We start from the raw sequence: 25,674 nt of genomic DNA on the forward strand, positions 1-25,674 counted from the left end.
ATATAAGTAAGTGAATGTTTAAAAGACAAACCAATAAAAACGTCTCAAAATTTCTGCTCATTTCAGCGCAAGATATCCATTGGAGTCGTCAACAGGTCTTGGCCTTAGCAAGTCAATTGTCTGTGATGATCATCAGCGTCATTATTTTTACCACCCTATTACTCAGCTTGGGCGAACGTCGCTTACAAGAGGATTGGGCCGATAAACGTTACAGTGAATTGCAAACTGTAGGTACACTGGCGTCAGATAAAGTTAACTTCCTTAAGTTTCGTACCCAAGCCTTTGCTAATGGCGAGTTGATGAACCAGTATTTAACAACGCCAGCTGAACTTCAAAAAGAACGCTTACTCGAAAATTGGTCTGGGTTACTGACTCATATTCCAGAACTCTTGGGACTCACCTTATTTGATCCTCAGGGTAATATCCGTATTGCCACCACCCCAGCCTTTGATAACATCTCGCTTCCTGAAGTCGTGTTAAGTAAAGATAAAATCATGGGCGGTAATGATATTTATTCTTCTCAGATTCAATTTGTGCCTATCAATGGCAAACTGGTTCCTTTTGTTTTTCAGTTAGCTTGGATTGAAAACCCCGATCAAAGTATTCGTGGATATTTAGTCACTTACAATTCCATTACCGAAGTACTGCAATCGATTAAACCCGCGTTCTTCAATCACGATACACCGCTATTGTTACTCGGCGAAGACGGTAAATTATACGCAGGTGATGAACAAAACAGTCCACTCAAGAAAATGCCCAATGCCTTAGGTGGCAGTTTGCAACAAAGTTATCCGTCTATTTGGCAACAAATGGCCAATACCAATTTTGGTCAGTATCACAATGATGTCGGTACATTTGTGTTTCTTAAAATTGAGCTTGCTGCCCATCACCCTATCATTAGGGAATATTATTTATTGTCATATATTCGCCACGAAGATATTGCAGCAAGGTTTGAGCGGTGGCGTTATATCCTAATGAGTTTCGGCGTCATTATTGCGGCATTAGCCAGTGCATTACTGTTTACTCGTCACCGTTTTCAACTTGAGAAAAACGCCAACACGAACAGCATTACCCTGTCCAGCAGTCTGTTCAATAGCCATCAAAGCTGTTTATTGGTGAATAACAGCGGAAGAGTCATTAAAGCCAATAAACAAGCCGCTGAAACCTTGTCTTTAGACATCGACGAGCTACTAGAAAGAAGATTACAGCGAATACTGCAACTAGAAGACCACACTTATCAAGCATTAGTACAAGCAATGAATGGCAATAAACCTTGGTCTGAAGTCATCAGCTTTAACGATCAAAATTGCACCATTAACGTTTATGCTCAACCAGGTACAACTCACTTAAAAAGTGAACACTATTGGGTGATTACCTTTGAGAATGTCACCGAATTAAGTACAGTAAAACAGCAAGCCTATAGCTATCAGTTATTGTCAGAAAGTGATGTAGCGACAGCATTGACCGATGCAAATGGTGAGCTTATTAAGTTTAACCATAAATTCAAAAAACTGTTAGATGTCGAAGAAGCGAGTAAAGCTAATATTGTTGATTTATTAGGCGAAGAAATAACTCAACAATGGACCGACATTACCAGCCGCTTAAGTTTACAAGGAAAGTGGAAAGGCCAAATCATAGCCAACACAGGCACACGATTTGCTAATAGTTTAAAAGCCAGTATTCAAGCAGAACATTCACTTGATGGTGATATAGAGTACTTAGTGATTACCTTACAGGTATTAAAACAGCAGACATTATCTAAGCAACTCCCATCACAGCAATCGCCATTAAGTTCGATGATATTGCCATTAGCAGAATTAGAAGTACATTTTAGTACGTTAACAGAGCCTAATCGCGAGCAAACCTGTTTAATGATTATGGATATTAACCCTGAAGGATTAATTAGCCATATCAGCGATATTGATCATCTTGAAAAACGTCAAAAAGACATTGAGATTCAGTTGCTGATTGATTTGCCTACTGGTTATCAAGTTGCCCGTTGGCGTTTAGGTTCATTAGTGATTTTATTGCCGTTGAGTGATTCAATTCAAGCGCACAAATATGCAATGAGTACGATGGATAGATTAGAGCAAAGCGACTTAAATGAAGGGATTAATATCGGCATTGCTGGTTACCCTGAACAGCAAAGTTTTGAAGACTATTTAGCCAACGCTGAAGTTGCATTGAAACGCGCTAAGCAAACGGGTGATCAAAATATCTGCCAAGCTTTTACTCGCAAGGCTTAAATTTATTCGCAACACATAAAGTACAGAGCGGATAATTTGCTTATCAATCTGTCAGAACCTGAACTATATATTAGGAAGGAACTGTGTATTAGGGCTGAACGAAAATTGCAGCCCTTGTGTTTCATTATGGTATTGCCAAAACTGTTTAATTGAAATTGCCTAAAGCTGCTTAATTGAAATAGCCTAAAGCTGTTTAATTAAAATTGCCTAAAGCTGCTTGATTGATATTGCCTATAGCAGTTTAATTGAAATAGCCTAAAGCTGTTTAATTGAAATTGCCTAAAGCTGCTTGATTGATATTACCTAAAGTGGTTTAAGTATGTTGAAAGCTTAAATTAACCTGATAATTAACAGCTCACACAGCGACTTAATCCCCCATCTCTAATAAGTTTGCTGGTAACTTACTACGAGTAATTTCAATAATGTTAGAACGGCTCATAACGACCTTGTAACGGGCATATTCTAACGGCCCTTTGCCATCTTTTAACACCGCGACCAAATTGACTTGATAACGGCGCTCTACCGATTCATTACTGACTTTTCCGTCCAGTTCTTTATAGATTTTGGCTTTGCCGCGCTCTAGGTGTCTTGCAAATGGCACTAAGCTAAAGTTAACTTGCTCTTGAATTTGCGAGTAGCCTGCTTCAAATTCTTTATTAGTGACTTTGGTGGCAATACGGTAATGCAACACCTCTGCATCAACCTTGTTTTGGCTATGCCGCTGCTTCATTATTTCAGCGACTTCTGCAGGAATATCCTGCGGGCGAGTGAAATCGAGCCAAACCAACTGTTTAGCAACCACCGTTTTAGTCGAGGTATCTCGAAGAATACGACTCCAACGTGGACGCCCACGTTGAATAAAGCGCCATAGGGCATTGCGCACATCTTCTTTAAAAATTTCCCTAAAACCATAAATAATCGCTAGGGTAACGATTAAACTCATGGTTAAGCCGCTAAAGACGCCCTGTGCTTTAATAATCAACGTTGAGACGACCAACATAACCAAGGTTGTGGCTAACCCTGTCACGAACTTCTTTAGCCCTACTCCGAGGGTTTTTAGCTCTTCTTTAAGTACTACACCTTGTTGGATCAAGCGGCGCAGTAACAACATCTTATTTGAAATGCGGTTTGCATCTTGCTTTGTACCTGCCGAATTGTACTTTTTTTCTTCTTCACGGTAATGATTTTCAGCACGACACAAGTTAACTATCTGCTCTTTGATATCACTGTAATCAGCATTTCGAGGCCGATAAGCTAGTGTTTTAAGTAATTGCTGTTCACAAAACCAAGACAGATAGTTATCAGCATTAGCAAAATAAGATTGCCACTTTTCTTCGCTGGGTTCATTACGACGAAATTTCTTTAATAATTGTGTAACCGATGTGCCAAGCTCTGCTAATGCAGGATAAAACTCTGCGGCCTCGGTAATTTGCCTTAATTCCTTTGCATCAGTTTCAATAGCAACTGCAAATTGATAAGCGAATAAATTAAGGTAGAAGCGGAACTCTTCTTTAGTGCGTTTATTAATACTCACAAAACGGTTTTGCACTAAAGGTAAATGCAGGCCCTTAGAATAATAGGAACGACGCCCGACAATGGCGCTATGATAATACTCTTCTTCATCTAAGGTTTTATCGCCAATGCCCATTTCTGTTGGCAAATAAAAATATAAATCGAGTGCACGCTGATGCCCAACCTCCATCTGATGGCTGAACTTAATTGATAATGCTTCTTCTTGTTTTACTTTGATTTTTGCCACTGAGGAGAACTCAATAACGGAGAATATAGTTACTATAACGAATTTAGCGAACAATGAGAAAGGGGGATATTAACAACTCATGCTTTATTCGTGTAATTGGCAAGCCCAAAGGGTGCTAAAAGGAGTAAACTTTACCAAAATAAAGCCGTTGTCTGCGTCCATCTCTAGCACTTGAACGTTAACACTCACTTGGTTACCAACAGCAAGGTTCTCTTTTGATTCATTGAATTCATTGGCTAAATAACTCTGAAATGATGAATTATCAGATATAAACTTAGCATCTGTTATATCTAAATCTAGCTGATACAATAACTTACCAATCTCAAGCTCTCTTAGCTGACCTTTTAAAGATAAATGTTCACGTGATGATTCAGGTTGCTCGCTAAAATAGTCTAAATAAATTTTCTCATCATTGAATGTCAATGAGAGATGTATCGAGATTTGAGGGGTGTTAATCACAATATTATCATTGGCTGTCATTGCGTGAATTTTTGTACTGCAATCAAATGCCGACACTTGACGCGAATCAGCAAAAGACTCCAGTATTAAAATACTAATACAAAACAGAACTGTACTCGACAGAATAAAAACAGCGCGCCCAAGCTTTGTCATTAGAAATTGTGCTAGACGATTAACCACAAATATTCACCTCTTTTAACCAATCTTGGTTCACAACAGTCATTTGTGGATCATCTTTTATCACTCTAATATTTTCAAAATGTAACCCATCCTGATCACGTTTTTTCAAAACAACGCTAATTGTTCTATTATCGCGAGCAATCGACACTAAAAGTGAATCCCAATCCATCACATCACACTTTGATAATTCGCTTAACGCATTTTCAGAACGAGATATAAAATCGCCATGATAGTCCTCACTCCCTTCAGACTCGTAAGCATAAAGCTTAGCTAAGCTACCAGCAGGAGTTATAAATTCAGCGCTAAAATCTGGCACTCTAAAGCCCGAGTCTTTTAGATTTGAGTGGACAAAATAAGACGCAATTATTGTCATAAGAATAACGAGAATGTAATGTGCTTTTGAAATAACTTTAGTGGGGGAATCTAGCAAGCTGGTACGATTTACTACCACATTGCTATATAAAATGGCCCCTTGATCTGCAATTAATTCAATTAGGCCACGATGAGCTTCACCAAAGTAATCTTGGAAGTTTTCTACAAGTTGTTCCATTTCCGTAAGAGATAAACTGTGTAAATAGCCATCATGCTCTTCTGGAAATGACAGTGATTCTATAGGTACAACATGGCCACGATGCTTTGCAAGTATGCTTAACACCTTGTACTCATTATAATTGAGTTGCCATTTAGTAGCATTAGATTGATTAATAAGCTCTTTTTGCTCATCATCAAACCAACAACACCCGATTTGCATTCCTATATTATCTCTTTAGTCAATATCACCAATTATTATACGCTAGCCAAAAAAGATAGTTTGTGATCAAAACAGACGATAGATAGCCTAGATTTAATTTCGTGAACTAGCCCTCGTAATTTCGTAAGAGTTCTTTGTCAGAAACAGCAAAACGGATACAAGTGTTAACCATTTTAACAAAATAATAATATTTACCAGAGACTTATAAGATTAAAAAGCACTCAAACAACCTCCCCTATCTAAGCAGAGATCATAAGGCAAGCCTCCATTTATGTTTATACAAAGTAAACCTAGCCCTCAAATGTAACATTCATAACGCTAATAACATTAGAGCGGTACACGCTTGGTAAAAGTAAAACCGTTTCAAAAAATAGCGACAAAAAAGCCGAGTTATCCTCGGCTTTTATAGGTTCACACAAATGTTTACCGGTGATATCCCGAATACATTAGAATGCGTATAACAGTGTCATGTTTGTTTCAGTATCAGTGCTTTTGAAACCTTCTAAAGGCTCACTGTTGTAACGAACAATCACAGCAAACTTCATCGCTAACGCACCGATAATGTTAGCTGTTAACGCAGACTCAGAACGTCCCTCTAAATAATCACCGTAATCAGCAACGAAGAGTTGAGTAAACTTAGAGCTTTCTGTTATTTCATAAGAAAAGTTAAGTGCACCATGCGCAACTACACTATCTTCAGTGTCATAGCCCAATGCTAAAGACTGTTCATCATCTAGCTTCTTATAAATGTAACCAGGACCAATTTCAGCACTTAAAAATGTTCTACCCGTATCGATAAATTTATGACCATAACCGGCTGAACCAATTGCTTTATAATCAAAACCAGTAAAAGGATCGGCTTCGTAGTTTGCTGTGATATACATGTAGTTCTTTTCATCAAACTTATAATCACCTTGGATACCAGCATAGTAACGTTTTGCCGTGTTCTCACCAGAGTCTTCTTTATATAAGCCTTCTAGTAAGTAAGCATTTTCCCAGTTACCCAGCTCTTGTTTAAGGCCAAGACGGGCTTTAAAAGAAGAAGTATCAGTGTTACCCGTTGTTAACGTTGCACCTAACTCAGCTTCACCAGCAAACGTCGCATCACCTTCGACAAAATCAGCACCAGCATGGGCCGCAAATGGCATGGCAAGTGTTACAGCTGCAGCAAGTAGCAGTTTTTTCATGTCATCAAATCCTTTATTTACAATTAATTCAAGTTCACCCCAGAAATCGAACCGAATTCTAACACTTTGGTATCAAAAATGAAAAAACTACTGTGCATTTAATATTTAAACTCCAAATGGCGGTTTTTAAGCAGATAACAAGCTCTTACTTTGCCAGCGGCCACTCCGCCAGCGCCATAACATGGTTAATCCCCTCACCCATTCGTCTATCGCCAAGGCCATCCAAATGCCGACCAAGCCTAAGTCGAGGTAAATACCAAAGAAGTATGCACCAGGCACAGCTATACACCACATAGATATAAGACCAGCAAAAAAGGGGAAGCGTGCATCACCGCTAGCTCTCAGAGCATTAATTACCACTAAGTTGAAGGTTCTCCCTGGCTCCATCAATAAAGTCAGAAGAAATAATTGCCCAACCATAGCGAGAATATCTTGATCATCTGTGAAAAAGGCCACTAACCTTTCCCCCATTAAGGCGGCAAGAATTGCAACAATCGTCGTTAGAACCAGTCCAATTTTGAGTGCTCGATACATTTGTGTCTCAGCAGCTTGGTATTGCTTGGCACCAATCATATGGCCAATCATAATTTCATTGCCAATACCGATAGATAAACCGAACAAAAGAATGAACATACAGACTTGAAAATAAAGCGCTTGCGCTGCAAGGGCTTTATCACCCATCAAACCAACAAAGGCTGTCACCACCATAAATTGCAGCATCCAAGAGATATTTTCCCCTGCCGCAGGTAAGCCAATATGGAATACTTTGGCAAGTAAATGCTTTTTAGGCTTAATAATTTCAGTTATTTTAAGCGGAATTTGGGTGTACTTAACAAATAAATATGCCATCAAAGACATGCCGACGAGTCGACCTACTACGGTACTAATAGCAACGCCAGCGACGCCCATTTGAGGTATACCGAACCAGCCGTATAGCAATAATAAATTGCCCAAGAAGGTAATCACGTTCATTAATAAAGTGACCCACATGGCTTGCTGAGTAAATCCATGGGCACGCATCCCAGCAGCTAAGCACATTGCCATAGCTTCAGGGATCAAACAGATACCAACGATTTGCAAATATAACTTAGCATCGGGAATTAACTCTACCGGTAAGTTCATCAGGTGCAGTATTAGCCCCGCGCCAAAAAATACTCCAAGCGCTGCTGCAACCCCAACCATTAAATTAAACCCAATAGAGGAATAAACAACATCGCGGGCTGTTGATCGATTTTTAGCCCCCAAATATTGGGTAATGACCACACTCGCGCCAATACTGACAAAACTAAATAAGGTAATGGATAACTCAAAGACCATATTACCAACAGATAACGCTGCCACCCCTTGATAGGAAACACGGCTAATCATTAACGTATTTAACGCTGCGGTTAAAAAATGTAGCGCAAAATCGAAAAATAATGGCCAAGTCAACGCGAATAATGAGAGTGGTTTGTCTGATTTTACGTGCATGTTAGTACTTCAGTAATGGTTAAAGGTGAGCATATTCCATGACAAGGTTAACGACTCAAAATGACAGTTAATATGTCTCTAATTAAGCTGAGTCAGTTTTATTCCATTTTTAAGGGCGGGGATAATGCGTTATAAACGCCTTTGATACAAGTTGTTTCATCAAAATTTGGCCATAAAAAAACCAGCGTTGACCGCTGGTTTTTTGAAGCTTTATTAATCAATTAGTTAACTGATAAGTGTTGTTACTTTCACATATAACTAAAGACTCATGTAACTAAATGCTCATATAACTAAAGACTCTTGTAAAAGTCAGCCATTAGTTAATTTGAGGATTAAGTTCACCTGACTGATACGCTTTATACATTGCTTGTAGTGACTTAGGCTTGATCTTAGAGCCCATGCCAGCACAACCAAATGCTTCGTAACGTGTTGTACAGATGTCAGCCATTGCTTCCATAGATGCTTTTAAGAATTTACGTGGATCAAATTCTGATGGATTTTCAGCAAGGAATTTACGTACTGCACCCGTTGAGGCTAAACGTAGATCAGTATCGATATTCACTTTACGCACACCGTGCTTAATACCTTCAACGATTTCTTCTAACGGCACACCGTAAGTTTCAGGGATCGCGCCGCCGTACTGGTTAATCACTTCTAACCACTCTTGCGGTACAGAAGAAGAACCGTGCATAACTAAGTGAGTATTAGGAATGCGAGCGTGGATTTCTTTAATACGGTCAATACGCAACACATCACCAGTAGGACGTTGGCTGAACTTGTAAGCACCATGGCTGGTACCAATTGCAATAGCCAATGCATCAACATGAGTATCAGCAACAAAACGTGCAGCTTCTTCTGGCGTAGTTAGCATTTGATCCATTGTTAGGATACCCGCAGCGCCAATGCCATCTTCTTCGCCAGCTTCACCGGTTTCAAGGCTACCTAAACAACCAATTTCACCTTCAACAGACACACCACAAGCGTGTGCAAAAGCCACTGTACGACGAGTAACATCAACGTTATATTCGTATGATGCAGGTGTCTTACCATCAGCCATCAAAGAACCGTCCATCATCACTGAAGACATACCTAATTGGATAGAACGCTGACAAATATCAGGATCGGTACCATGGTCTTGGTGAATACATACTGGAATATCTGGATATTGCTCAAGAGCAGCAGCCATCAAGTACTTAAGAAACTGAGGACGAGCGTACTTACGTGCGCCAGCTGATGCCTGAACAATCACAGGGCTGTCAGTTGCTTCAGCAGCTTGCATAATTGCACGCATTTGCTCAAGGTTGTTTACGTTGAATGCTGGAACACCGTAATCGTGTTCTGCAGCATGGTCTAACATTTGACGTAGAGATATTAAGGCCATTTTTTACTCCAAAAATAGGGTGATGTCTCACCTAGGTCGCTATCGCTTTGGATTGATTTTTATACCCTATGACACTTCAAAGCCAGGTTAACTATCCGTAAATAGCCAACGTTTCAATAAAGAACACGGGCGGTTTTTTTTCTAATAATTATATTTTTCTTACTGCAATCTTTCCGTTTTAGCCCGTCAGCCTTAGTGCAAACTCTTTGGTTAGCATCTAAGTGACGAAATGGCTAAAACGTTTTTTATACTTGCTGTTAAGTACCACGCTGTTCAAGCATGGTTACTGCAGGTAATTCTTTTCCTTCAAGGAACTCAAGGAAAGCACCACCACCTGTAGAGATATAAGAGACTTTATCAGCAATATCATATTTATCTACTGCTGCTAATGTATCGCCACCACCTGCAATAGAGAATGCACTCGAATCGGCAATCGCCTGCGCGATACGTTTAGTACCTTCGCCAAATTGGTCAAATTCGAATACGCCAACTGGGCCATTCCACACAACAGTGCCTGCTGCTTCAATAATTTTAGCTAATGCTTCTGCGCTATCTGGGCCGATATCAAAAATCATATCAGTATCAGATACATCACTAACAGATTTTAATGTAGCTTCAGCGGTTGGGCTAAATTCACTCGCTACAACAACATCAGTCGGTACAGGGATATCGCCGCCACGGCTTTGTGCGTTTGCAACTAAACGTTTAGCTTCATCCACTAAATCAGCTTCAAATAATGACTTACCCACTTGGTGGCCAGCTGCCGCGACGAATGTGTTCGCAATTCCGCCACCGACAACTAACTGATCAACCTTAGTTGATAAGCTTTCAAGAACGGTCAATTTTGTTGATACTTTTGAACCACCTACAATAGCAACCATTGGACGGGCTGGATTATCTAATGCTTTACCCAGAGCAGATAACTCGCCCGCTAGAAGTGGGCCAGCACAAGCTACTGATGCATGAAGTCCAACGCCATGAGTCGATGCTTGCGCACGATGCGCTGTACCAAATGCATCCATTACGTAGACATCACATAATGCCGCTAGTTTTTTAGCTAAAGCTTCATCGTTTTTCTTTTCGCCGACGTTAAAACGTACGTTTTCGAATACTACGACTTCACCAACTTTAGCTTCAACACCATCAAGGTAATCTGACGCTAAACTTACAGGGCAATCAAGTGCTTCATTTAAGTAGTTCACCACTGGCTGCATAGAAAACTCAGGGTTAAACTCGCCTTCAGTTGGACGACCTAAATGTGACATCACCATCACAGCTGCACCTTTTTCAAGCGCTAGCTTAATTGTTGGTAAAGCAGCACGTAAACGAGCATCACTCGTTACAACACCATCACTGACAGGTACGTTTAGATCTTCACGAATAAGCACACGCTTATTGGTTAAATCTAACTCACTCATATTGATAATAGCCATTAGACTTTCCTTATAATTTAAAAACAAAACTGCTTTTGCTACTGAGCGCTTTACCCGCAGAGATAAAGCGCTCAATAACAATAAAATTAGTTATCTGTTTGCTTAGCTAATATCATTGCTAAGCTGGTGTCGAGCATTCGATTTGCAAAACCCCATTCGTTATCACACCAAAGTAATAACTTGACCAAGTGGCCGTCGCTCACCCGCGTTTGAGTGCCATCAACAATACTGGAGCGCGGGTCGTGGTTAAAATCACACGACACCAATGGCGCATCGGTATAGCCTAGCACCGCATTAAATAATCCGCTGGCTGCATGCTCTAAAACATGGTTTATCTTGGCAATATCTACTCGCTCATTCAATGTCACCGATAAATCAATTGCGGTGACATTAATAGTGGGCACTCGCACTGAAATCGCTTCAAATTTATCTTTCATGTGCGGCAAAATTCTTTCAATGCCGCGAGCAAGTTTTGTATCTACTGGGATGATGGATTGACCCGCTGCACGTGTTCTGCGTAAATCGTCATGATACGCATCAATAACTTGTTGATCATTCATCGATGAATGGATAGTGGTTATTGCACCGCTTTTCACCCCGAAGTGATTATCTAGCACATCAATGACAGGCACAATACAGTTGGTGGTACATGACGCATTTGAAACAACTGTATGGTCTGCTTTGAGTAAATCATCATTGACACCAAATACAATAGTGGCATCAACATCAGCAGAAGAAGGGTGACTAATCAGGACTTGTTTGGCACCGGCTTTTATATGCGCTTCGCATTCTGCTCGATCGCCTAAACTACCACTGCATTCATAAACGATATCAATATCGAGATCTGACCAAGGCAGTAAATTCGCGTCAGGCTGATGGAACAATTGAATCACATCATCGCCGATGACGAGCTGTTCATCTTTCAACTTAACCGTATTTTGAAAACGGCCATGAGTCGTATCATATTGAGTGAGGTGACTGATTGCGGCAGGTTTGGCAAGTTCATTAATTGCCACGATCTGGATTTCTTGACGTTTACCCGACTCGTATAGTGCACGGAGGATAGAACGACCTATACGGCCATAACCATTGATAGCGACTCGGATCATTGAGGGTTAAGCTTCCTCTTAACAGTACTCAGTAAAAAGCAGATAATAAAACGGCCTGCAAGTGATTGCAGGCCGCATTATACAGACTTAAAGGGTAAAAGTTTACCCTTATTATTTAACTGTATATTGGTTAAACCAGAGCATTCACTGTGTTAACCACGTTTTCAACGGTAAAGCCGAAGTGCTTCAATAAATCGCCGCCAGGTGCAGACTCACCAAACGTAGACATACCGACTACAGCGCCGTTAAAACCAACATATTTGTGCCAGTAATCAACATGCGCAGCTTCAATAGCAACACGTTTCAGTACGCCAGCAGGTAATACTGATTCTTTATAATCTGCATCTTGCTTATCAAATACGTTAGTAGATGGCATAGAAACAACGCGAACTTTTTGACCTTTTTCAGTCAATGCTGCAGCAGAATCAAGTGCTAGCTGCACTTCACTACCTGTAGCAATTAGAATCACTTCAGCAGTACCTTCACAATCAGACAGTACATAACCACCTTTAGCAACATTAGCTAATTGCTCAGCTGTACGTGCTTGTGCCTTAAGGCCTTGGCGACTAAAGATAAGTGAAGTAGGCGCTTTACGGTTTTCAATAGCAGACTTCCAAGATACAGCAGTTTCCGCCGCATCACATGGGCGCCATACAGTCATGTTTGGCGTCATACGTAAGTTAGCAAGTTGTTCTACTGGTTGGTGAGTTGGTCCATCTTCACCTTGACCAATTGAATCATGGGTATAAACGAACACGTTTTGAATGCCCATTAATGCTGACATACGTACTGCATTGCGAGCGTATTCCATAAACATCATGAACGTCGCGCCGTAGTTAATGAAACCACCATGCAAAGAAGCACCATTCATAATGCCACTCATACCGAACTCACGCACACCGTAGTAGATGTAGTTGCCCGCAGGATCGTCTTGAATACCTTTTGAACCAGACCAAAGAGTCAGGTTTGAACCCGCTAAGTCAGCAGAGCCACCTAACAGTTCAGGTAACATTTCGCCGAAGAAACCGATGGCGTTTTGTGAAGCTTTGCGACTTGCAATGCCTTCTGCTTTATCTTGGCATTCTTGAATAAATGCGTTGGCTTTTTCTTCAAATTCTGCAGGAAGCTCGCCTGTGATAACACGACGTTTGTATTCAGCTGCTAGCTCAGGGAAAGCGGCAGTATAAGCTGCAAATTTCTCGTTCCAGCTTGCTTCGTTTGAAGCGCCAGAATCTTTTGCATCCCAACCTTCATAAACAGTTTCAGGGATTTCAAATGCACCGTGATCCCAACCAAGGAATTCACGTGCTGCAGCGATTTCAGCATCACCCAGTGGTGCGCCGTGACAATCATGACTACCTGACTTATTTGGCGAACCAAAACCAATGGTCGTTTTACAACAAATCATTGTTGGCTTATCAGTAACAGACTTCGCTTCTTCAATAGCAGCGCGGATTGCATCACTATCGTGTCCATCTACGTCTGCGATAACGTGCCAGCCGTATGATTCAAAACGTTTAGGCGTGTCATCGGTGAACCAGCCTTCAACATGACCATCAATAGAAATACCATTGTCATCCCAGAAAGCCACAAGCTTACCAAGACCTAAAGTACCTGCTAATGAACATGCTTCATGAGAAATACCTTCCATCAAACAGCCATCACCTAAGAAACAGTAAGTGAAGTGGTCAACGATATCGTGACCAGGTTGATTAAACTGAGCAGCCAAGGTTTTTTCAGCAATCGCCATACCGACAGCGTTACTGATACCTGCGCCTAATGGGCCCGTTGTGGTTTCAACACCTGGCGTATAACCATATTCAGGATGACCAGGGGTTTTAGAATGAAGCTGACGGAAGTTCTTCAATTCTTCAATAGGTAATGCATAACCTGTTAAATGCAGTAAAGAGTAGATAAGCATTGAACCATGGCCATTTGATAATACAAAACGGTCACGATCAACCCATTCTGGGTTGTTTGGGTTGTGCTTAAGGAAGTCATTCCATAGCACTTCAGCGATGTCAGCCATCCCCATTGGTGCACCTGGGTGGCCAGAATTGGCTTTTTGAACAGCATCCATGGTTAATGCACGGATTGCGTTAGCGAGTTCTTTACGAGATGACATGCTCTCTCCTGCTTGTTGATGATGAGGTCTAGCGGGCAATTGTGGGGACATATTTTCCCCTACTCAGCGATGGGACGCAAATTATTATTAGATATAAGTCGCAATTTTTTGCATCTGACTACCAAGCCCCAGCTAAATAAGATATTAAACGGCTTAAATTTATATCATGTTAGCGCTAACATTTATATAACTTTTTACACCCATACTCAACATTCCATAAAGAATGCCTGATCCAAAATCACCGTTCTGCGTACTAAACGATGTGAATATTTATTGCCAATAAACGTATTAAAACAGTCAAAACTAATAATACTCAACTAAAATAATTGTTCTATTACCGCCCATTTAAACCTTAAGGTTGGAGCTAAAAAGTTAAATAACTGCATAAATTTCATAAGATTAATTTATTGATATCTAAAACAGTCAAAAATGGATTTTTATAAATATTTGAATGATTGCACAATTATTAACTTATATTAGTTCTAAGGGGTGTTATCCAATCCGATTTGAATTATTATAGACGTCTAGATGTAGATGCTTCTACACGTTCAAATTCCAAAAGACGAGATTTACCAACTATGGCAAACCACTTGTTCACCTCTGAGTCAGTCTCAGAAGGTCATCCAGATAAAATCGCCGATCAGATTTCTGATGCGGTATTAGACGCAATTTTAGAGCAAGACCCTAAAGCACGCGTTGCTTGTGAAACTTACGTTAAAACCGGTATGGTTTTAGTCGGCGGTGAAGTCACAACTTCTGCTTGGGTTGATATCGAAGAAATCACACGTAAAACAGTACGTGAAATTGGTTACACCCATTCAGATATGGGTTTTGATGCTGATTCTTGTGCGATTTTAAATGCCATTGGTAAACAGTCTCCAGACATTAACCAAGGTGTTGACCGTAGCGATCCAGCTGAACAAGGCGCGGGTGACCAAGGTCTTATGTTTGGTTACGCGAGTAACGAAACCGACGTATTAATGCCTGCACCGATTACTTACGCACACAAATTAGTGAAGCGTCAGTCTGAAGTGCGTAAAGATGGTACTTTACCTTGGTTACGTCCTGATGCGAAAAGCCAAGTCACTTTTGCTTATGAAAATGGCAAAATCAAAGGCATCGATGCTATCGTGCTTTCGACTCAACATCGTGAAGATGTGACCCAAGAAGACTTGATTGAAGGCGTGATGGAAACCATTATTAAGCCTGTTTTACCATCTCAGTGGTTAAACAAAGACACTAAATACTTCATCAACCCAACTGGTCGTTTCGTTATTGGCGGACCGGTAGGTGATTGTGGTTTAACAGGCCGTAAAATCATCGTAGATACCTACGGCGGTATGGCTCGTCACGGTGGTGGTGCTTTCTCTGGTAAAGACCCATCAAAAGTTGACCGTAGTGCTGCATATGCTGCGCGTTACGTTGCTAAAAATATCGTAGCTGCAGGTCTTGCCGACCGCTGTGAAATCCAAGTGTCTTATGCAATTGGTGTTGCAGAGCCAACATCTATCAGCATTGAAACATTTGGTACTGGTAAAGTATCTGAAGATGTATTGATTAAGCTTGTACGTCAGCATTTTGAGCTACGTCCATACGGCTTAACAGCAATGCTAGACCTTGCACGTCCTATCTACCAAGGAACAGCTGCATACGGTCACTTCGGTCGTGAAGAGTTCCCTTGGGAAGCAACTGATAAAGCTGAAATCTTGCGCGCTGATGCAGGTCTATAAGTTTTAAACTTATTGACTGCTGATGCCAAGTAAATTGTTTACGCTAAGTTAAGCAATAAAAAACCGTCAATTGACGGTTTTTTTGTGCCTTTAATTTATCTCACTTGATATCTAGAGTTCAAAATAACTATGTACAGTGCAAGATAGATAACTATTGGCAGTACAAGATAGATATGTACACTACAGGCTAGGTGAAAGTACGATAGAAAAGATAAATGATAATCGCGCCCACAGTTAACACCGACGGATAAAAGGTCAAGCTAAAGCCGATAGATCTTGCCCCCGCCCCTTTATCATAACCGCGCATAAACAATATTCGGCCGATAAAAAATAATACCGAAATTAATCCAATTAACGACATATAGTCAGCGGGCATAATGAAAGCCCATAAGAAATACACACTCATCACAATACAAAATTGTTCTAAGGTATTTTGCAGAACACTTTGCAGGCGCCTAACTCGCTCTGATTGCTCATAATAACTGCTACCATCAATATCTTTCGCACTGAAAAATCGATGCTTAGCAACACGCCCCACAGCAATGATTAAGCTTAACGTTGGTAAAATCATCCCATAGGCATAAATAACCAACCTTTCAATTAATGATTGTGGCTCACTATATTCAAAAGGGTTTGCTAGTGCGCCATAAATCACCACAGCAAAAGACACAAGCATCCCTATCACAATACCTTGAGTGACATCACGTTGCTTACTGGTAAGTTTATTGGTAATTGAACTTGAAATTGGCATTATCTCTCCCTGTCATTAATGCTCAACTGCTAAAAAAATGACCTCGATGATCCTTCATTAATATGGTCATATACCGATATTCGCACTCCAACAGGAGCATCACTAATTCAAAATTTATCGATTTAGCTGCACTTTGTCTCTTGTTAAACTATAGTCATTACCCGCCATTCTGCCGATGGCATCCAACATTTCACTGTCGATTTTAAAGTCAGTAACAGCATCATCGCGCACGTGAATAGCAACCACATCACCTAGCACTAAATGGCCTGACATGGGATCCTGCCCTAAATCTACAATTTGATTTAGTCTACATTCAAAACTGACAATCGCTTGCTTCACTCTATGCGGAGCGACTATCGATGAAGCCTGTTTCTCAACACTTGCATATTCAAACTCATCTTCAGTTGCGGGGATTTGATGGCAGGTTTGATTCATCACCGCTAAATCTGAATAGCTGACACTATTGATCACAAATTCTTGCTGTTCACGAATATTGACTAAAGTGTCTTTCTCAGCCCCTTTATCTGTGCTCATAGGGTTAAAACACAAGACTGGTGGATTAGCACTTGCTACAGTAAAAAATGAAAAAGGTGCTAAATTATTGACCCCTGATTTTGATACTGTTGAAACCCAAGCAATAGGTCTTGGGCTGACACCACCAATAAGCAATTTATAAACTTGTTGCGGTGTTAATGATTCTGGCAAAAATTCCATTTATGTCTCAAGTTGTTCTAAACATCAACTTAGCTAATTGAGCTCGGGTAAACTGATGAAAATCATATGCTAAATAAGTTACTTACTAAGCTATCACCCTATAATTGTTCAAACAAGCCCAAATCTTCCCACTCAAAATAAAACAAGTCATTAACATAATTTATCAGCAAAACTGAGCATATTATGCTCAACATTTAACGCGCAGAAGGTAGTGATGTTATTGAACGAGGGCTAGATCATTGAAATTTAGCTATTCATATCAGCTAAACTGATGATTTGTTATGATGGCGAAACACAAAACTCAGATTACTTATAAAAATTGACAGGATCATTGTGCCCATGCCTGAGTGGTTTTCCCCTCCAGCGTTTCAGCTCACTCATAAGCAGAAGCCTAAACACAACCTTGAAAAAAGCCATGAACAAAATCATGAACAAACCCCAAAACAAGACAATAGCCAGATTTTACTCGCCCAAATGCAGTGGTCTGAAATAAAACTTTTTTATCGCCAACATTTAAGTTACTCAAAACCCAGTATTAACGATCGCATAGCACTCATAAGAAATAGCAGTACAAAAGGTGTTTATCGCAAACTGCAAAATAATAGCGTAATAGATGCTGGCTTGAGTGGTGCTCTAAGTGATGTTCTAAGTGATGATTTGAGTGATGATTTATCTGAATTGAATCAAGGCATAAACATAGAGGTTGAAGCCAAAGATTCATTGGGATCACTGGGTGAAATTGAAGCCAGCATTCGAATTAAACCTATCGGCAAGTGTCAATTGGTCACTGGATTAGTCGTCGCACAAATTGCACGAGGACAAGGGTTTGCTCATCAATTACTGGAATATATAAAACCTGAATTATTACTCGAACAAGCTTATGTTTTTGCGATTCCCGAACTTGAACCATTTTATCAAGCTTATGGTTTTATCGTTTGCCACAAACCTAATAATGATATCCAACAATTATTTCTTAAGTACCAACAGCCAGATAGGCCCTTAATTCTGATGAAGCTTGTTTCAAAATAAGGCGTTCAATTAGCATTTGAACTTAACGACCTGATTAACAATGATCGAAGTGTGAGGTTTCAACACACATAAATGAAATCTGCTGCAAACTAAGAATAGGCACATTAACCGACTTGCCTGAAGATAAATCAATAGGTTCAGCATCTGTTGCTATCAGTTTTATGACCTCTTCATAACCATTTGTGCGGCCACACACAATATTACCAAACTCAGTTTCAACAATATAATATGGCTTCAAGTTGAGTGATGACTTGCCCTCAGCGCTTGAACTGCTTTTGTCCTCCACTTGTGAAATGAAGAGTTGAGGGTTAAGTTCAATTTCAAAGGCTGAATAATGCTTTTCCAAAGCTGCCAAAACGCCAACCACAATTTTTAGGTTTTCAAACGCTGCCAACCTTAAATGCAGATAAGGTTGAAATACTTGTTCAAAGGTTATCGATTCAGAATGTGCCATAACGGGATTACTCAATTTAAAAGATTAATAAAAAGATTAGAGTGATTAGGGCTAGTTTTTCATCACTAACAAATAGTAATCACGTTGTTGAAAGCTGAAGTAATCCACGACTTCCATTGGCGATTTCTTAGTGTGCGCGGCAAAGGAGAGCGCATTTTCTTCAGCAATAAATGTCACCATAAAGCTGTATTTGGCTGAAACTTTACGTTTAAGTTGTTGCACTAATTGCTCAAAGATACCCTGACCACGATAATTGGGATGTATCCATATTGGTCCATACTGGCAGCTATTGTTTGAGCTTAGTCGACTAAAGCCCACTTCAATATCATTCATTTTGCGTAGTACGTGGGCATAAATCCCCCAAGCTTGAAACCATGACCATGGACCCGCAATGACGTAACCAATAATAGCTGTGACAACATTTTCATTTTCTGTTGTTTCAGCCAACATAATCCAGCCTTTTTTAATCAACTCACTTATTTGTATTTTAGAAAAACACTGACCAGACATCACGTCTGCAGAAGAAGATAATTCATCATTCATATACTGCTTTTCAAGCTGAGCAATAGCATTAGCATCAGCTTCATTTGCTAATCGGTATTTGATATTCATTTAGAAGCGTTATCACCATTTTGTTTTTGCGCCCAATCAAATACTAACGCAACAGGGTAAGGTGCCATGATTAATAAGCCAACGCCAATTAAACTGGCAACAAGCAACATGCCGCTGACTTCGTTGGCGAAGTCAGTAAAAAGGTACAAGCTCGCACCTATGCCAACAGACAATAACCCAAGCATATGCATCATCTTAAAAATCTTACTCATTAGCGCAACTCTTATTAAGAAATAAACCGAAAGATAAATTGATTTGAATACCTAAAACAGCAACTTTTATACGTTAAAAGATTAAATCTTGTTGAAAGTGAAAAATAACCGCAAAACACAGTATATACTATGGATATTAATACGTATTAGCATCCTTATTGGAATCAATCCATCATGATAAAACCCATTTTCACTGCTTGTTTGGTTATTTTCGGCCTTAGTGCTTGTCAAAGCAACAGTCATCAAGCTGAAGAAATCAATATAGTAGGTAACTGGCATGTGGAGTCAGCATTATCTGAAGCCGTAATCAATCACAGTCCTGCTGAAATCATTTTCGCCGCTGACGGCAAACTATCAGGTAATAATAGCTGCAATCAGTTTTTTGGTGAGTATGAACAAGAAGAAAACCAATTAACACTTTTACCAGCAGGTTCAAGCATGATGGCATGCGTTGATGTACTGATGAAGCAAGAACAGCGCGTGATGAAAGCGATGCCACTAGTCACTAACATCACAATATCGAAATCAGGCAAATTATTATTAAAGTCTGATGCGGGTGCTAACTTATTAGTGTTAAGCAAGAAAGAAGATTAAATCTCATGAAAAAAAAGAGTCGTTTCGTCAATTAATCAATGATGAAACGACTCTTTTTTGTTTCTCGAAACGAATAAAACCAGTCAATAGAGCGCTAACTCGTTCGAATATTATCTTCTACTTTCTGCTTCATATCGACCTCAGCGTGTTGAGCAATAATCGCTGATTGCTCCATATCTGCATTGTAATGCTCTACATCAATCTCATCTTCAGAGCGGGCAATAATCGTTGTTGCCACTAAATCACCAGATACGTTAACCACTGTTCGCGCCATATCTAACACGCGATCGATACCGGCAATAATCGCTACACCTTCTAGCGGTAAACCAACTGTGGTTAATACTAATGTTAACATCACAAGACCCGCACCAGGTACGCCAGCGGTACCTATCGACGCAAGCGTTGCGGTTAATATAATGGTGATGTAATCAACCCAAGTTAAATCAATACCAAATGCTTGAGCGACGAACAATGCCGTTACACCTTGATAAAGTGCGGTGCCATCCATGTTGATTGTCGTACCAAGCGGTAATACGAAACTTGAAATCTTCTTGTTAATCCCTAAGTTTTCGCTAGCACATTTCATACTTGCAGGTAATGTGCCCGCAGAGCTTGAAGTGGTAAATGCCACCGCCATTGCATTGCCGATGCCTTTGAAAAATTGAATCGGATTCAGTTTACCGAATGCACTTAACACTAGGCTGTAGAAACCTAAGATATGCAAAGCACAACCAACATAAACGGCAATAATCACTTTAATTAATGGCAGTAACATATCAAGGCCATACTCACCAGCAACCCATGCCATCAAGCCAAAGACGCCATAAGGAGCAAGCTTCATGACAAGATCAGTTAGCTTGAACATGGCCTCAGCTAAACTTTCAAATACTCGAATAGCGGGCTTACCGTGATCGCCTATCAATACCAGTGAAATACCCAAAGCAACTGCAAATACAATCACCTGTAAAATCTGACCACTTGCCAGCGCAGCTACAGGGTTAGTGGGTACGATATTAATCAAGGTGTCCATTAAGGTGGGCACTTCTTTCACTTCATTAATGATCTCACTAGTTTGTAAACCAAGTCCGGCTCCCGGCTGCATGATATTGCCAACCAATAAGCCAATGCTGATAGCAATAGAGGTTGTACCTAAATAAAATGCAAAGGATTTAAAACCAATTCGCCCCATCTTGGCGGTATCTTGCATCGAGGTAACCCCGACAATTAACGAACAAAATACTAGCGGCACAATGAGCATTTTAATGGTGTTAACAAATAAAGTACCAATCGGCTTAAGATAGCTTGCATCTTCGCCTAAGCTGACCCCAGCAATAATACCTAACACCATCCCGATAAGAATTTGTAACCATAACGGAACTGACATCCAGCGAGACCAAACTCGACTTGGCAGTGACGGAGCATGTTTTGACATGATGTAAACCTTGCAGATTGAGTAAGTGAGTTGTAATAATTTCGCGCCGAACGGCATATTGAGTTGATTTATGGCAATAATCAGCAGAATCGGCGCGGCATACTAGCACGACAATTACAATCAGATGGGTGATCTATATCATCTTACGCATCGCTAAAGTTTAATAAATAGCATTAAGCCTCGAAAATACACTCAACTCGCTCTTTTCCTACTTTTATAGGATAAAGCGCCGCAGGTGGGCGCTCTCTTTCAATCAAGTAACTCCAATAGTCATCATCAAAGCCAGCAAAAAGATTATTTTGCTCCCCACGCGCTTTTAATATTAGCCACCACCACACAATGGCCCATAACCCAAAAGTCATTAAGGTCAATGTAAAGTGCAGCACATGGTTAATTACCGGCTGTGAATTAGGAGTAGCTGCAAGATATGAAGCCTGCAATTGCTCGTTAATGGCGTAACTAATACGATTAGGATGCGCAAAGTAGCGGTATACTCTGAATTGATATTTTGATTTATTCATAGCATTCTCTCAAACCATACAAGATGAGTATTAAGCATAGCAGCTTAGACTTTAGTCGAATAAAAATGTCGTAAAAATATGCAACTCTTTCGCATCAAGGAGCCACAATGAAAATAAGAAAAGGCCAACTATCAGATTTAGCAGCATTAGTTGAATTTAACCAAGCCATGGCAATGGAGACAGAAAACTTGTCATTAGACAATGCGCTGCTTACCAAGGGCGTTGACACTATGCTTAACAGCCCTGAAAAGGGTTTCTATTTAGTGGCCGAAATAGAGGGAGAAATTGCAGGTTCTTTAATGGTGACACTTGAGTGGAGTGACTGGCGCGCAACTAATTACTGTTGGATTCAGAGTGTTTATATTCGTCCACAAAATCGTCGCCAAGGGATCTATGCCAAGCTTTATCAAACTGTAAAAACCAAGGCTGCTGAAATGGGTGGCGCAGCAAGTTTCAGATTATATGTGGAGCACGATAATCTAGCTGCGCAGAAAACCTATGAATCATTAGGTATGGAGCAAAGCCACTACCTGATGTACGAAGAGCTTGCTGAAGGCTCAAAGGCATAACGTACAGCGAATAGAAATAACGCAATGAAGTGGACAATCTCGTAAACAAAAAAGGCTTTCATTTGAAAGCCTTTTTATTATTTAGAACACTAAACGAAGCAGATAAAACGGCACACATTTACGCACACAAATTAACCACTTTAATCGCTAAGCCGCCTTGGCTGGTTTCACGATATTTAACATGCATATCTTTACCAGTTTCATACATGGTAGCAATCACCTTGTCTAAGCTCACTCTCGGTTCTGAATTACGACGAAGCGCCATACGCGATGAGTTTATCGCTTTAACAGATGCAATAGCATTACGTTCAATACAAGGTACTTGAACTTGGCCTGCAACCGGATCGCAAGTTAGCCCCAAGTTATGCTCCATACCAATTTCGGCAGCCATACACACTTGTGCAGGTGAGCCGCCCATCAGTTCAGCTAAACCAGCTGCAGCCATTGAACATGCAACGCCCACTTCGCCTTGACAACCAACTTCAGCGCCAGAAATCGATGCATTGCGTTTATAAAGCGAGCCTACTGCAGCAGCGGCTAAAAAGTAACGGCTGCATTCTTTGGGTCCAACTTTTTGGATAAACTTGTTGTAGTAAGCCAGTACCGCAGGAATGATCCCAGCTGCACCATTGGTCGGTGAGGTCACAACCCTGCCACCAGCAGCATTTTCTTCACTGACCGCTAATGCAAATAAATTAACCCAGTCGATGATTTCCATCGGGTCATTGCTCACTTTTTCACTGCGAAGTAACTCTCGATGTAATGCAGGAGCGCGACGTGATACTTTCAAAGGTCCAGCTAAAACGCCTTCAGTATTACAGCCCTTTTCAATGGCATCTTGCATGGTTTTCCACACTAAACTAAAACCTGAATACATGTTTTCTTCGCTGCGAAAACATAATTCATTTTGCTTCATCAAGCCGCTGATGCTTAATCCAGACTGCTGACAATGAGCAACAAGCTCATCGGCAAAGTTGAAGTGAAACGGCACTTCAACACCATTAGAATGACTTTGGTTAAAGTCTTTTTCTTCAACAATAAAGCCGCCACCAATAGAATAGTAGGTGTTGCTATAAACACACTTATCACCACTCCATGCATGTAGCTTCATGCCATTCTCATGCAATGGCAAAGTATCAGGGTGGAATATTAATGCATCATGTGGAAAATCAACGTGGTGAATGGCATCACCAATAATGATTTCTTGGGTTTTCTCTACCTGTGCAATAAAAGGTTCAATGCTTTCAATTTCTACCGTTTCAGGTTCATTACCAGCAAGTCCCATAATAATAGCAATATCAGTATGATGACCTTTACCAGTTAAAGACAATGAGCCGTAAACATCAACGGTAAACTTAGTGATTTGTGTTAGTTGACCTTGCTCGATTAAATCATTAATAAAACAATTCGCCGCTTTCATCGGCCCAACGGTATGAGAACTAGAAGGACCAATACCAATCTTAAAGATTTCAAATGCACTAAACATAAATAAACCTCAATGCTCTACTGGCAAAGCAGCACAGCTTAAAACAAGAAAAAGAGGAGCACAGATTGCACTCCTCGAATAACCACTCACAACTAAAATGAACGGCTTAATACTGTTGATTAAAAGCGATTAGCTCATTAAACCAAATAGAATTGCCGTCATTGCTAACAGACCTGCAATCACAACAAATACGTTGCTGATACGACCACGATACGCTTTCAAAGCAGGCACTTTATGCACAGCATACATTGGCATTAGGTAAAGAATTGCCGCAATAATTGGACCACCTAACGCTTCAATCATGCCTAGAATGCTAGGGTTAATTACCGCAACAATCCAAATGCTGAAGAACATGAAGCCTAAGATGAATTTATTCAATTTTGCATCAGACACTTCTTTATTACTGCTACGTAATTGTTTAGTGATCATGCCTTTTAAGCCTTCAGTCGCACCTAAGTAATGACCAAAGAAAGAAGAGATAATCGCAATGAATGCAATGATAGGACCGAAGTAGCTAACAAAGCCGCTTGAATGAACATTGGCTAAGTAAGACAAAATAGCTAAGTTTTCACTTTTTGCTTCAGCAAGTTGTGCAGGGCTTAAAGACAATACACAAGAGAATACGAAGAGCATGACGAAACCAACAAGCATCATTGACGTGTTACGTAAAATCACGTCGGCTTTTTTGGCTGCATTGTCACCATGTTCACGTTTAAGTGACACAGAGAACTGTGAAATAGCAGGTGAATGGTTAAATGCAAACACCAGTACTGGAATAGTTAACCACACAGTACCAAGGAATTCACCAGCAGAAGGCACAACTTGTAATGCATCTAATTTCCAATCAGGGATCAGGTAGAAAGACATAAATGCAAGAATAGCCACAAGCGGATAAACTAAGAACTGGGTCACTTTCAACATGAATTTTTCACCCGCAACCATTACTGACATCATGCCAATAATCAGTACTGCAGATAAAATAATGCGTGGAGGTGAAGCAAAACCAAGCTGGTTTACGATGAAGCTATCTACCGTGTTAGTGATACCAACACCATAAATAAGCACAATAGGGAAAATAGCAAAGAAATACAGGACAGTAATGGCTTTACCTGCACTGACACCAAAATGCTCTTCAACCACTTGAGTGATATCACTAACAGGATTTTTAGAAGAACAAACAAAACGAGATAAACCACGATGAGCGAGGTAAGTCATAGGGCCGATGATGATTGCCATTAACACTAATGGCCAAAACCCACCCATACCAGCATTTATCGGTAAAAATAAAATACCTGCACCAACAGCGGTACCAAACAAACTAAGCATCCAAGTAGTGTCTTGGCGTGACCAGCCTTTTACTGGGGTTTGCTCTTCTTGAGCTGCAACTGCAACATCCTGCGCATTGATTGAATCTCTTTGCATAAAAATGACCTTAAATGAGGTAACTAATTTCACGGCGAAGAATATAGA

23 protein-coding genes are annotated in these 25,674 nt (G+C 40.3%); 5 read left to right on the forward strand and 18 right to left on the reverse strand.

Annotation, left to right across the window (positions count from 1 at the left end; genetic code table 11):
• Positions 1 to 14: 14 nt before the first annotated feature.
• Entirely contained in the window at positions 15 to 2,246 is a 2,232-nt protein-coding gene (locus AB4153_RS05275) for a PAS domain-containing protein (RefSeq protein WP_371996606.1), read from the forward strand.
• A 367-nt stretch (positions 2,247 to 2,613) separates the two neighbouring features.
• Here the strand turns inward: AB4153_RS05275 and AB4153_RS05280 are convergent, their stop codons facing one another.
• From AB4153_RS05280 to tkt, 9 genes are all read right to left on the reverse strand, one after another.
• Positions 2,614 to 4,005 (reverse strand): hypothetical protein, encoded by a 1,392-nt coding sequence (locus AB4153_RS05280; RefSeq protein ID WP_102527807.1) that lies wholly within the window; start codon positions 4,003 to 4,005, stop codon positions 2,614 to 2,616.
• An 84-nt stretch (positions 4,006 to 4,089) separates the two neighbouring features.
• A complete protein-coding gene (locus AB4153_RS05285) occupies positions 4,090 to 4,644 on the reverse strand; it encodes a hypothetical protein (RefSeq protein WP_371996607.1) in 555 nt (184 codons plus the stop codon).
• The gene (locus AB4153_RS05290) at positions 4,637 to 5,395 is read right to left on the reverse strand and encodes a hypothetical protein (RefSeq protein ID WP_371996608.1); all 759 of its coding nucleotides are present in this window, start codon (positions 5,393 to 5,395) and stop codon (positions 4,637 to 4,639) included. Before AB4153_RS05290 ends, AB4153_RS05285 begins: the two co-directional genes overlap by 8 nt.
• 446 nt (positions 5,396 to 5,841) lie before the next feature.
• The gene (locus AB4153_RS05295; protein ID WP_102527810.1) at positions 5,842 to 6,582 is read right to left on the reverse strand and encodes a YdiY family protein; all 741 of its coding nucleotides are present in this window, start codon (positions 6,580 to 6,582) and stop codon (positions 5,842 to 5,844) included.
• Positions 6,583 to 6,708: 126 nt separating this feature from the next.
• Positions 6,709 to 8,052, reverse strand: a complete 1,344-nt coding sequence (locus AB4153_RS05300; RefSeq protein ID WP_102527811.1) for an MATE family efflux transporter — start codon at positions 8,050 to 8,052, stop codon at positions 6,709 to 6,711.
• A gap of 316 nt (positions 8,053 to 8,368) precedes the next feature.
• Complete coding sequence (fba, locus tag AB4153_RS05305) at positions 8,369 to 9,433, reverse strand: class II fructose-bisphosphate aldolase (protein WP_303514569.1); 1,065 nt, start codon at positions 9,431 to 9,433, stop codon at positions 8,369 to 8,371.
• 257 nt (positions 9,434 to 9,690) lie between these two features.
• Positions 9,691 to 10,866, reverse strand: coding sequence for a phosphoglycerate kinase (locus AB4153_RS05310; protein ID WP_371996611.1), 1,176 nt, complete (start codon positions 10,864 to 10,866; stop codon positions 9,691 to 9,693).
• Positions 10,867 to 10,952: 86 nt separating this feature from the next.
• Positions 10,953 to 11,975: an erythrose-4-phosphate dehydrogenase gene (gene epd, locus AB4153_RS05315; RefSeq protein ID WP_102527814.1), complete on the reverse strand. Its 1,023-nt coding sequence runs from the start codon at positions 11,973 to 11,975 to the stop codon at positions 10,953 to 10,955.
• 130 nt (positions 11,976 to 12,105) lie between these two features.
• Complete coding sequence (gene tkt, locus AB4153_RS05320) at positions 12,106 to 14,100, reverse strand: transketolase (protein WP_371996715.1); 1,995 nt, start codon at positions 14,098 to 14,100, stop codon at positions 12,106 to 12,108.
• A 578-nt stretch (positions 14,101 to 14,678) separates the two neighbouring features.
• Between tkt and metK the strand changes: the two genes are divergently transcribed.
• A complete protein-coding gene (gene metK / locus AB4153_RS05325) occupies positions 14,679 to 15,830 on the forward strand; it encodes a methionine adenosyltransferase (protein WP_102527816.1) in 1,152 nt (383 codons plus the stop codon).
• A 187-nt stretch (positions 15,831 to 16,017) separates the two neighbouring features.
• On the opposite strand, the gene AB4153_RS05330 is transcribed toward metK, so the two are convergent.
• Both AB4153_RS05330 and AB4153_RS05335 read right to left on the reverse strand, forming a co-directional pair.
• Positions 16,018 to 16,581: an MAPEG family protein gene (locus AB4153_RS05330; RefSeq protein ID WP_102527817.1), complete on the reverse strand. Its 564-nt coding sequence runs from the start codon at positions 16,579 to 16,581 to the stop codon at positions 16,018 to 16,020.
• 114 nt (positions 16,582 to 16,695) lie between these two features.
• On the reverse strand, positions 16,696 to 17,295 hold the full coding sequence (locus AB4153_RS05335) for a flavin reductase family protein (RefSeq protein ID WP_248956224.1): 600 nt from the start codon (positions 17,293 to 17,295) through the stop codon (positions 16,696 to 16,698).
• A gap of 339 nt (positions 17,296 to 17,634) precedes the next feature.
• On the opposite strand from AB4153_RS05335, the gene AB4153_RS05340 reads away from it, so the two are divergent.
• The gene (locus tag AB4153_RS05340) at positions 17,635 to 18,324 is read left to right on the forward strand and encodes a GNAT family N-acetyltransferase (protein WP_371996615.1); all 690 of its coding nucleotides are present in this window, start codon (positions 17,635 to 17,637) and stop codon (positions 18,322 to 18,324) included.
• 34 nt (positions 18,325 to 18,358) lie between these two features.
• Here the strand turns inward: AB4153_RS05340 and AB4153_RS05345 are convergent, their stop codons facing one another.
• The 3 genes from AB4153_RS05345 to AB4153_RS05355 are packed head-to-tail and all read right to left on the reverse strand — an operon-like array spanning position 18,359 to position 19,602.
• Entirely contained in the window at positions 18,359 to 18,778 is a 420-nt protein-coding gene (locus AB4153_RS05345; RefSeq protein WP_371996616.1) for a hypothetical protein, read from the reverse strand.
• A 51-nt stretch (positions 18,779 to 18,829) separates the two neighbouring features.
• Positions 18,830 to 19,390, reverse strand: a complete 561-nt coding sequence (locus AB4153_RS05350; protein WP_229368551.1) for a GNAT family N-acetyltransferase — start codon at positions 19,388 to 19,390, stop codon at positions 18,830 to 18,832.
• Entirely contained in the window at positions 19,387 to 19,602 is a 216-nt protein-coding gene (locus tag AB4153_RS05355; RefSeq protein WP_102527822.1) for a hypothetical protein, read from the reverse strand. Before AB4153_RS05355 ends, AB4153_RS05350 begins: the two co-directional genes overlap by 4 nt.
• Before the next feature lie 174 nt (positions 19,603 to 19,776).
• Here AB4153_RS05355 and AB4153_RS05360 point away from each other — a divergent pair, with 174 nt between their 5' ends.
• Positions 19,777 to 20,196 carry an META domain-containing protein gene (locus AB4153_RS05360; protein WP_229368550.1) on the forward strand — a complete coding sequence of 140 codons (420 nt, stop codon included), beginning with the start codon at positions 19,777 to 19,779 and terminating at the stop codon, positions 20,194 to 20,196.
• A 94-nt stretch (positions 20,197 to 20,290) separates the two neighbouring features.
• Here AB4153_RS05360 and AB4153_RS05365 read toward each other — a convergent pair whose 3' ends face one another.
• Both AB4153_RS05365 and AB4153_RS05370 read right to left on the reverse strand, forming a co-directional pair.
• Positions 20,291 to 21,628, reverse strand: coding sequence for a dicarboxylate/amino acid:cation symporter (locus tag AB4153_RS05365; protein ID WP_102527824.1), 1,338 nt, complete (start codon positions 21,626 to 21,628; stop codon positions 20,291 to 20,293).
• Between the two features lie 173 nt (positions 21,629 to 21,801).
• Entirely contained in the window at positions 21,802 to 22,149 is a 348-nt protein-coding gene (locus AB4153_RS05370; protein ID WP_248956228.1) for a hypothetical protein, read from the reverse strand.
• A gap of 107 nt (positions 22,150 to 22,256) precedes the next feature.
• Here AB4153_RS05370 and AB4153_RS05375 point away from each other — a divergent pair, with 107 nt between their 5' ends.
• The gene (locus AB4153_RS05375; RefSeq protein WP_248956229.1) at positions 22,257 to 22,718 is read left to right on the forward strand and encodes a GNAT family N-acetyltransferase; all 462 of its coding nucleotides are present in this window, start codon (positions 22,257 to 22,259) and stop codon (positions 22,716 to 22,718) included.
• Positions 22,719 to 22,836: 118 nt separating this feature from the next.
• Here AB4153_RS05375 and AB4153_RS05380 read toward each other — a convergent pair whose 3' ends face one another.
• Together AB4153_RS05380 and AB4153_RS05385 are read right to left on the reverse strand one after the other, a co-directional pair.
• Positions 22,837 to 24,204, reverse strand: a complete 1,368-nt coding sequence (locus tag AB4153_RS05380) for an L-serine ammonia-lyase (RefSeq protein WP_102527826.1) — start codon at positions 24,202 to 24,204, stop codon at positions 22,837 to 22,839.
• 129 nt (positions 24,205 to 24,333) lie between these two features.
• Positions 24,334 to 25,626: a serine/threonine transporter gene (locus tag AB4153_RS05385; protein WP_371996620.1), complete on the reverse strand. Its 1,293-nt coding sequence runs from the start codon at positions 25,624 to 25,626 to the stop codon at positions 24,334 to 24,336.
• Between the last annotated feature and the right edge of the window lie 48 nt (positions 25,627 to 25,674).

This window comes from Shewanella sp. 10N.286.52.E4, from assembly GCF_041468785.1.
Lineage (GTDB): Bacteria > Pseudomonadota > Gammaproteobacteria > Enterobacterales > Shewanellaceae > Shewanella > Shewanella electrodiphila.

What these genes read in the sequence shown, in the direction of transcription:
- AB4153_RS05335 (WP_248956224.1), bottom strand. Translation starts at nt 17,295, where the DNA reads ATGGAATTTTTGCCAGAATCATTAACACCGCAACAAGTTTATAAATTG.
- AB4153_RS05310 (WP_371996611.1), bottom strand. Translation starts at nt 10,866, where the DNA reads ATGGCTATTATCAATATGAGTGAGTTAGATTTAACCAATAAGCGTGTG.
- AB4153_RS05370 (WP_248956228.1), bottom strand. Translation starts at nt 22,149, where the DNA reads ATGAATAAATCAAAATATCAATTCAGAGTATACCGCTACTTTGCGCAT.
- AB4153_RS05380 (WP_102527826.1), bottom strand. Translation starts at nt 24,204, where the DNA reads ATGTTTAGTGCATTTGAAATCTTTAAGATTGGTATTGGTCCTTCTAGT.
- AB4153_RS05300 (WP_102527811.1), bottom strand. Translation starts at nt 8,052, where the DNA reads ATGCACGTAAAATCAGACAAACCACTCTCATTATTCGCGTTGACTTGG.
- AB4153_RS05290 (WP_371996608.1), bottom strand. Translation starts at nt 5,395, where the DNA reads ATGCAAATCGGGTGTTGTTGGTTTGATGATGAGCAAAAAGAGCTTATT.
- epd (WP_102527814.1), bottom strand. Translation starts at nt 11,975, where the DNA reads ATGATCCGAGTCGCTATCAATGGTTATGGCCGTATAGGTCGTTCTATC.
- AB4153_RS05340 (WP_371996615.1), top strand. Translation starts at nt 17,635, where the DNA reads ATGCCTGAGTGGTTTTCCCCTCCAGCGTTTCAGCTCACTCATAAGCAG.
- AB4153_RS05330 (WP_102527817.1), bottom strand. Translation starts at nt 16,581, where the DNA reads ATGCCAATTTCAAGTTCAATTACCAATAAACTTACCAGTAAGCAACGT.
- AB4153_RS05360 (WP_229368550.1), top strand. Translation starts at nt 19,777, where the DNA reads ATGATAAAACCCATTTTCACTGCTTGTTTGGTTATTTTCGGCCTTAGT.
- AB4153_RS05375 (WP_248956229.1), top strand. Translation starts at nt 22,257, where the DNA reads ATGAAAATAAGAAAAGGCCAACTATCAGATTTAGCAGCATTAGTTGAA.
- AB4153_RS05350 (WP_229368551.1), bottom strand. Translation starts at nt 19,390, where the DNA reads ATGAATATCAAATACCGATTAGCAAATGAAGCTGATGCTAATGCTATT.
- metK (WP_102527816.1), top strand. Translation starts at nt 14,679, where the DNA reads ATGGCAAACCACTTGTTCACCTCTGAGTCAGTCTCAGAAGGTCATCCA.
- tkt (WP_371996715.1), bottom strand. Translation starts at nt 14,100, where the DNA reads ATGTCATCTCGTAAAGAACTCGCTAACGCAATCCGTGCATTAACCATG.
- AB4153_RS05365 (WP_102527824.1), bottom strand. Translation starts at nt 21,628, where the DNA reads ATGTCAAAACATGCTCCGTCACTGCCAAGTCGAGTTTGGTCTCGCTGG.
- AB4153_RS05295 (WP_102527810.1), bottom strand. Translation starts at nt 6,582, where the DNA reads ATGAAAAAACTGCTACTTGCTGCAGCTGTAACACTTGCCATGCCATTT.
- AB4153_RS05345 (WP_371996616.1), bottom strand. Translation starts at nt 18,778, where the DNA reads ATGGCACATTCTGAATCGATAACCTTTGAACAAGTATTTCAACCTTAT.
- fba (WP_303514569.1), bottom strand. Translation starts at nt 9,433, where the DNA reads ATGGCCTTAATATCTCTACGTCAAATGTTAGACCATGCTGCAGAACAC.
- AB4153_RS05275 (WP_371996606.1), top strand. Translation starts at nt 15, where the DNA reads ATGTTTAAAAGACAAACCAATAAAAACGTCTCAAAATTTCTGCTCATT.
- AB4153_RS05355 (WP_102527822.1), bottom strand. Translation starts at nt 19,602, where the DNA reads ATGAGTAAGATTTTTAAGATGATGCATATGCTTGGGTTATTGTCTGTT.
- AB4153_RS05385 (WP_371996620.1), bottom strand. Translation starts at nt 25,626, where the DNA reads ATGCAAAGAGATTCAATCAATGCGCAGGATGTTGCAGTTGCAGCTCAA.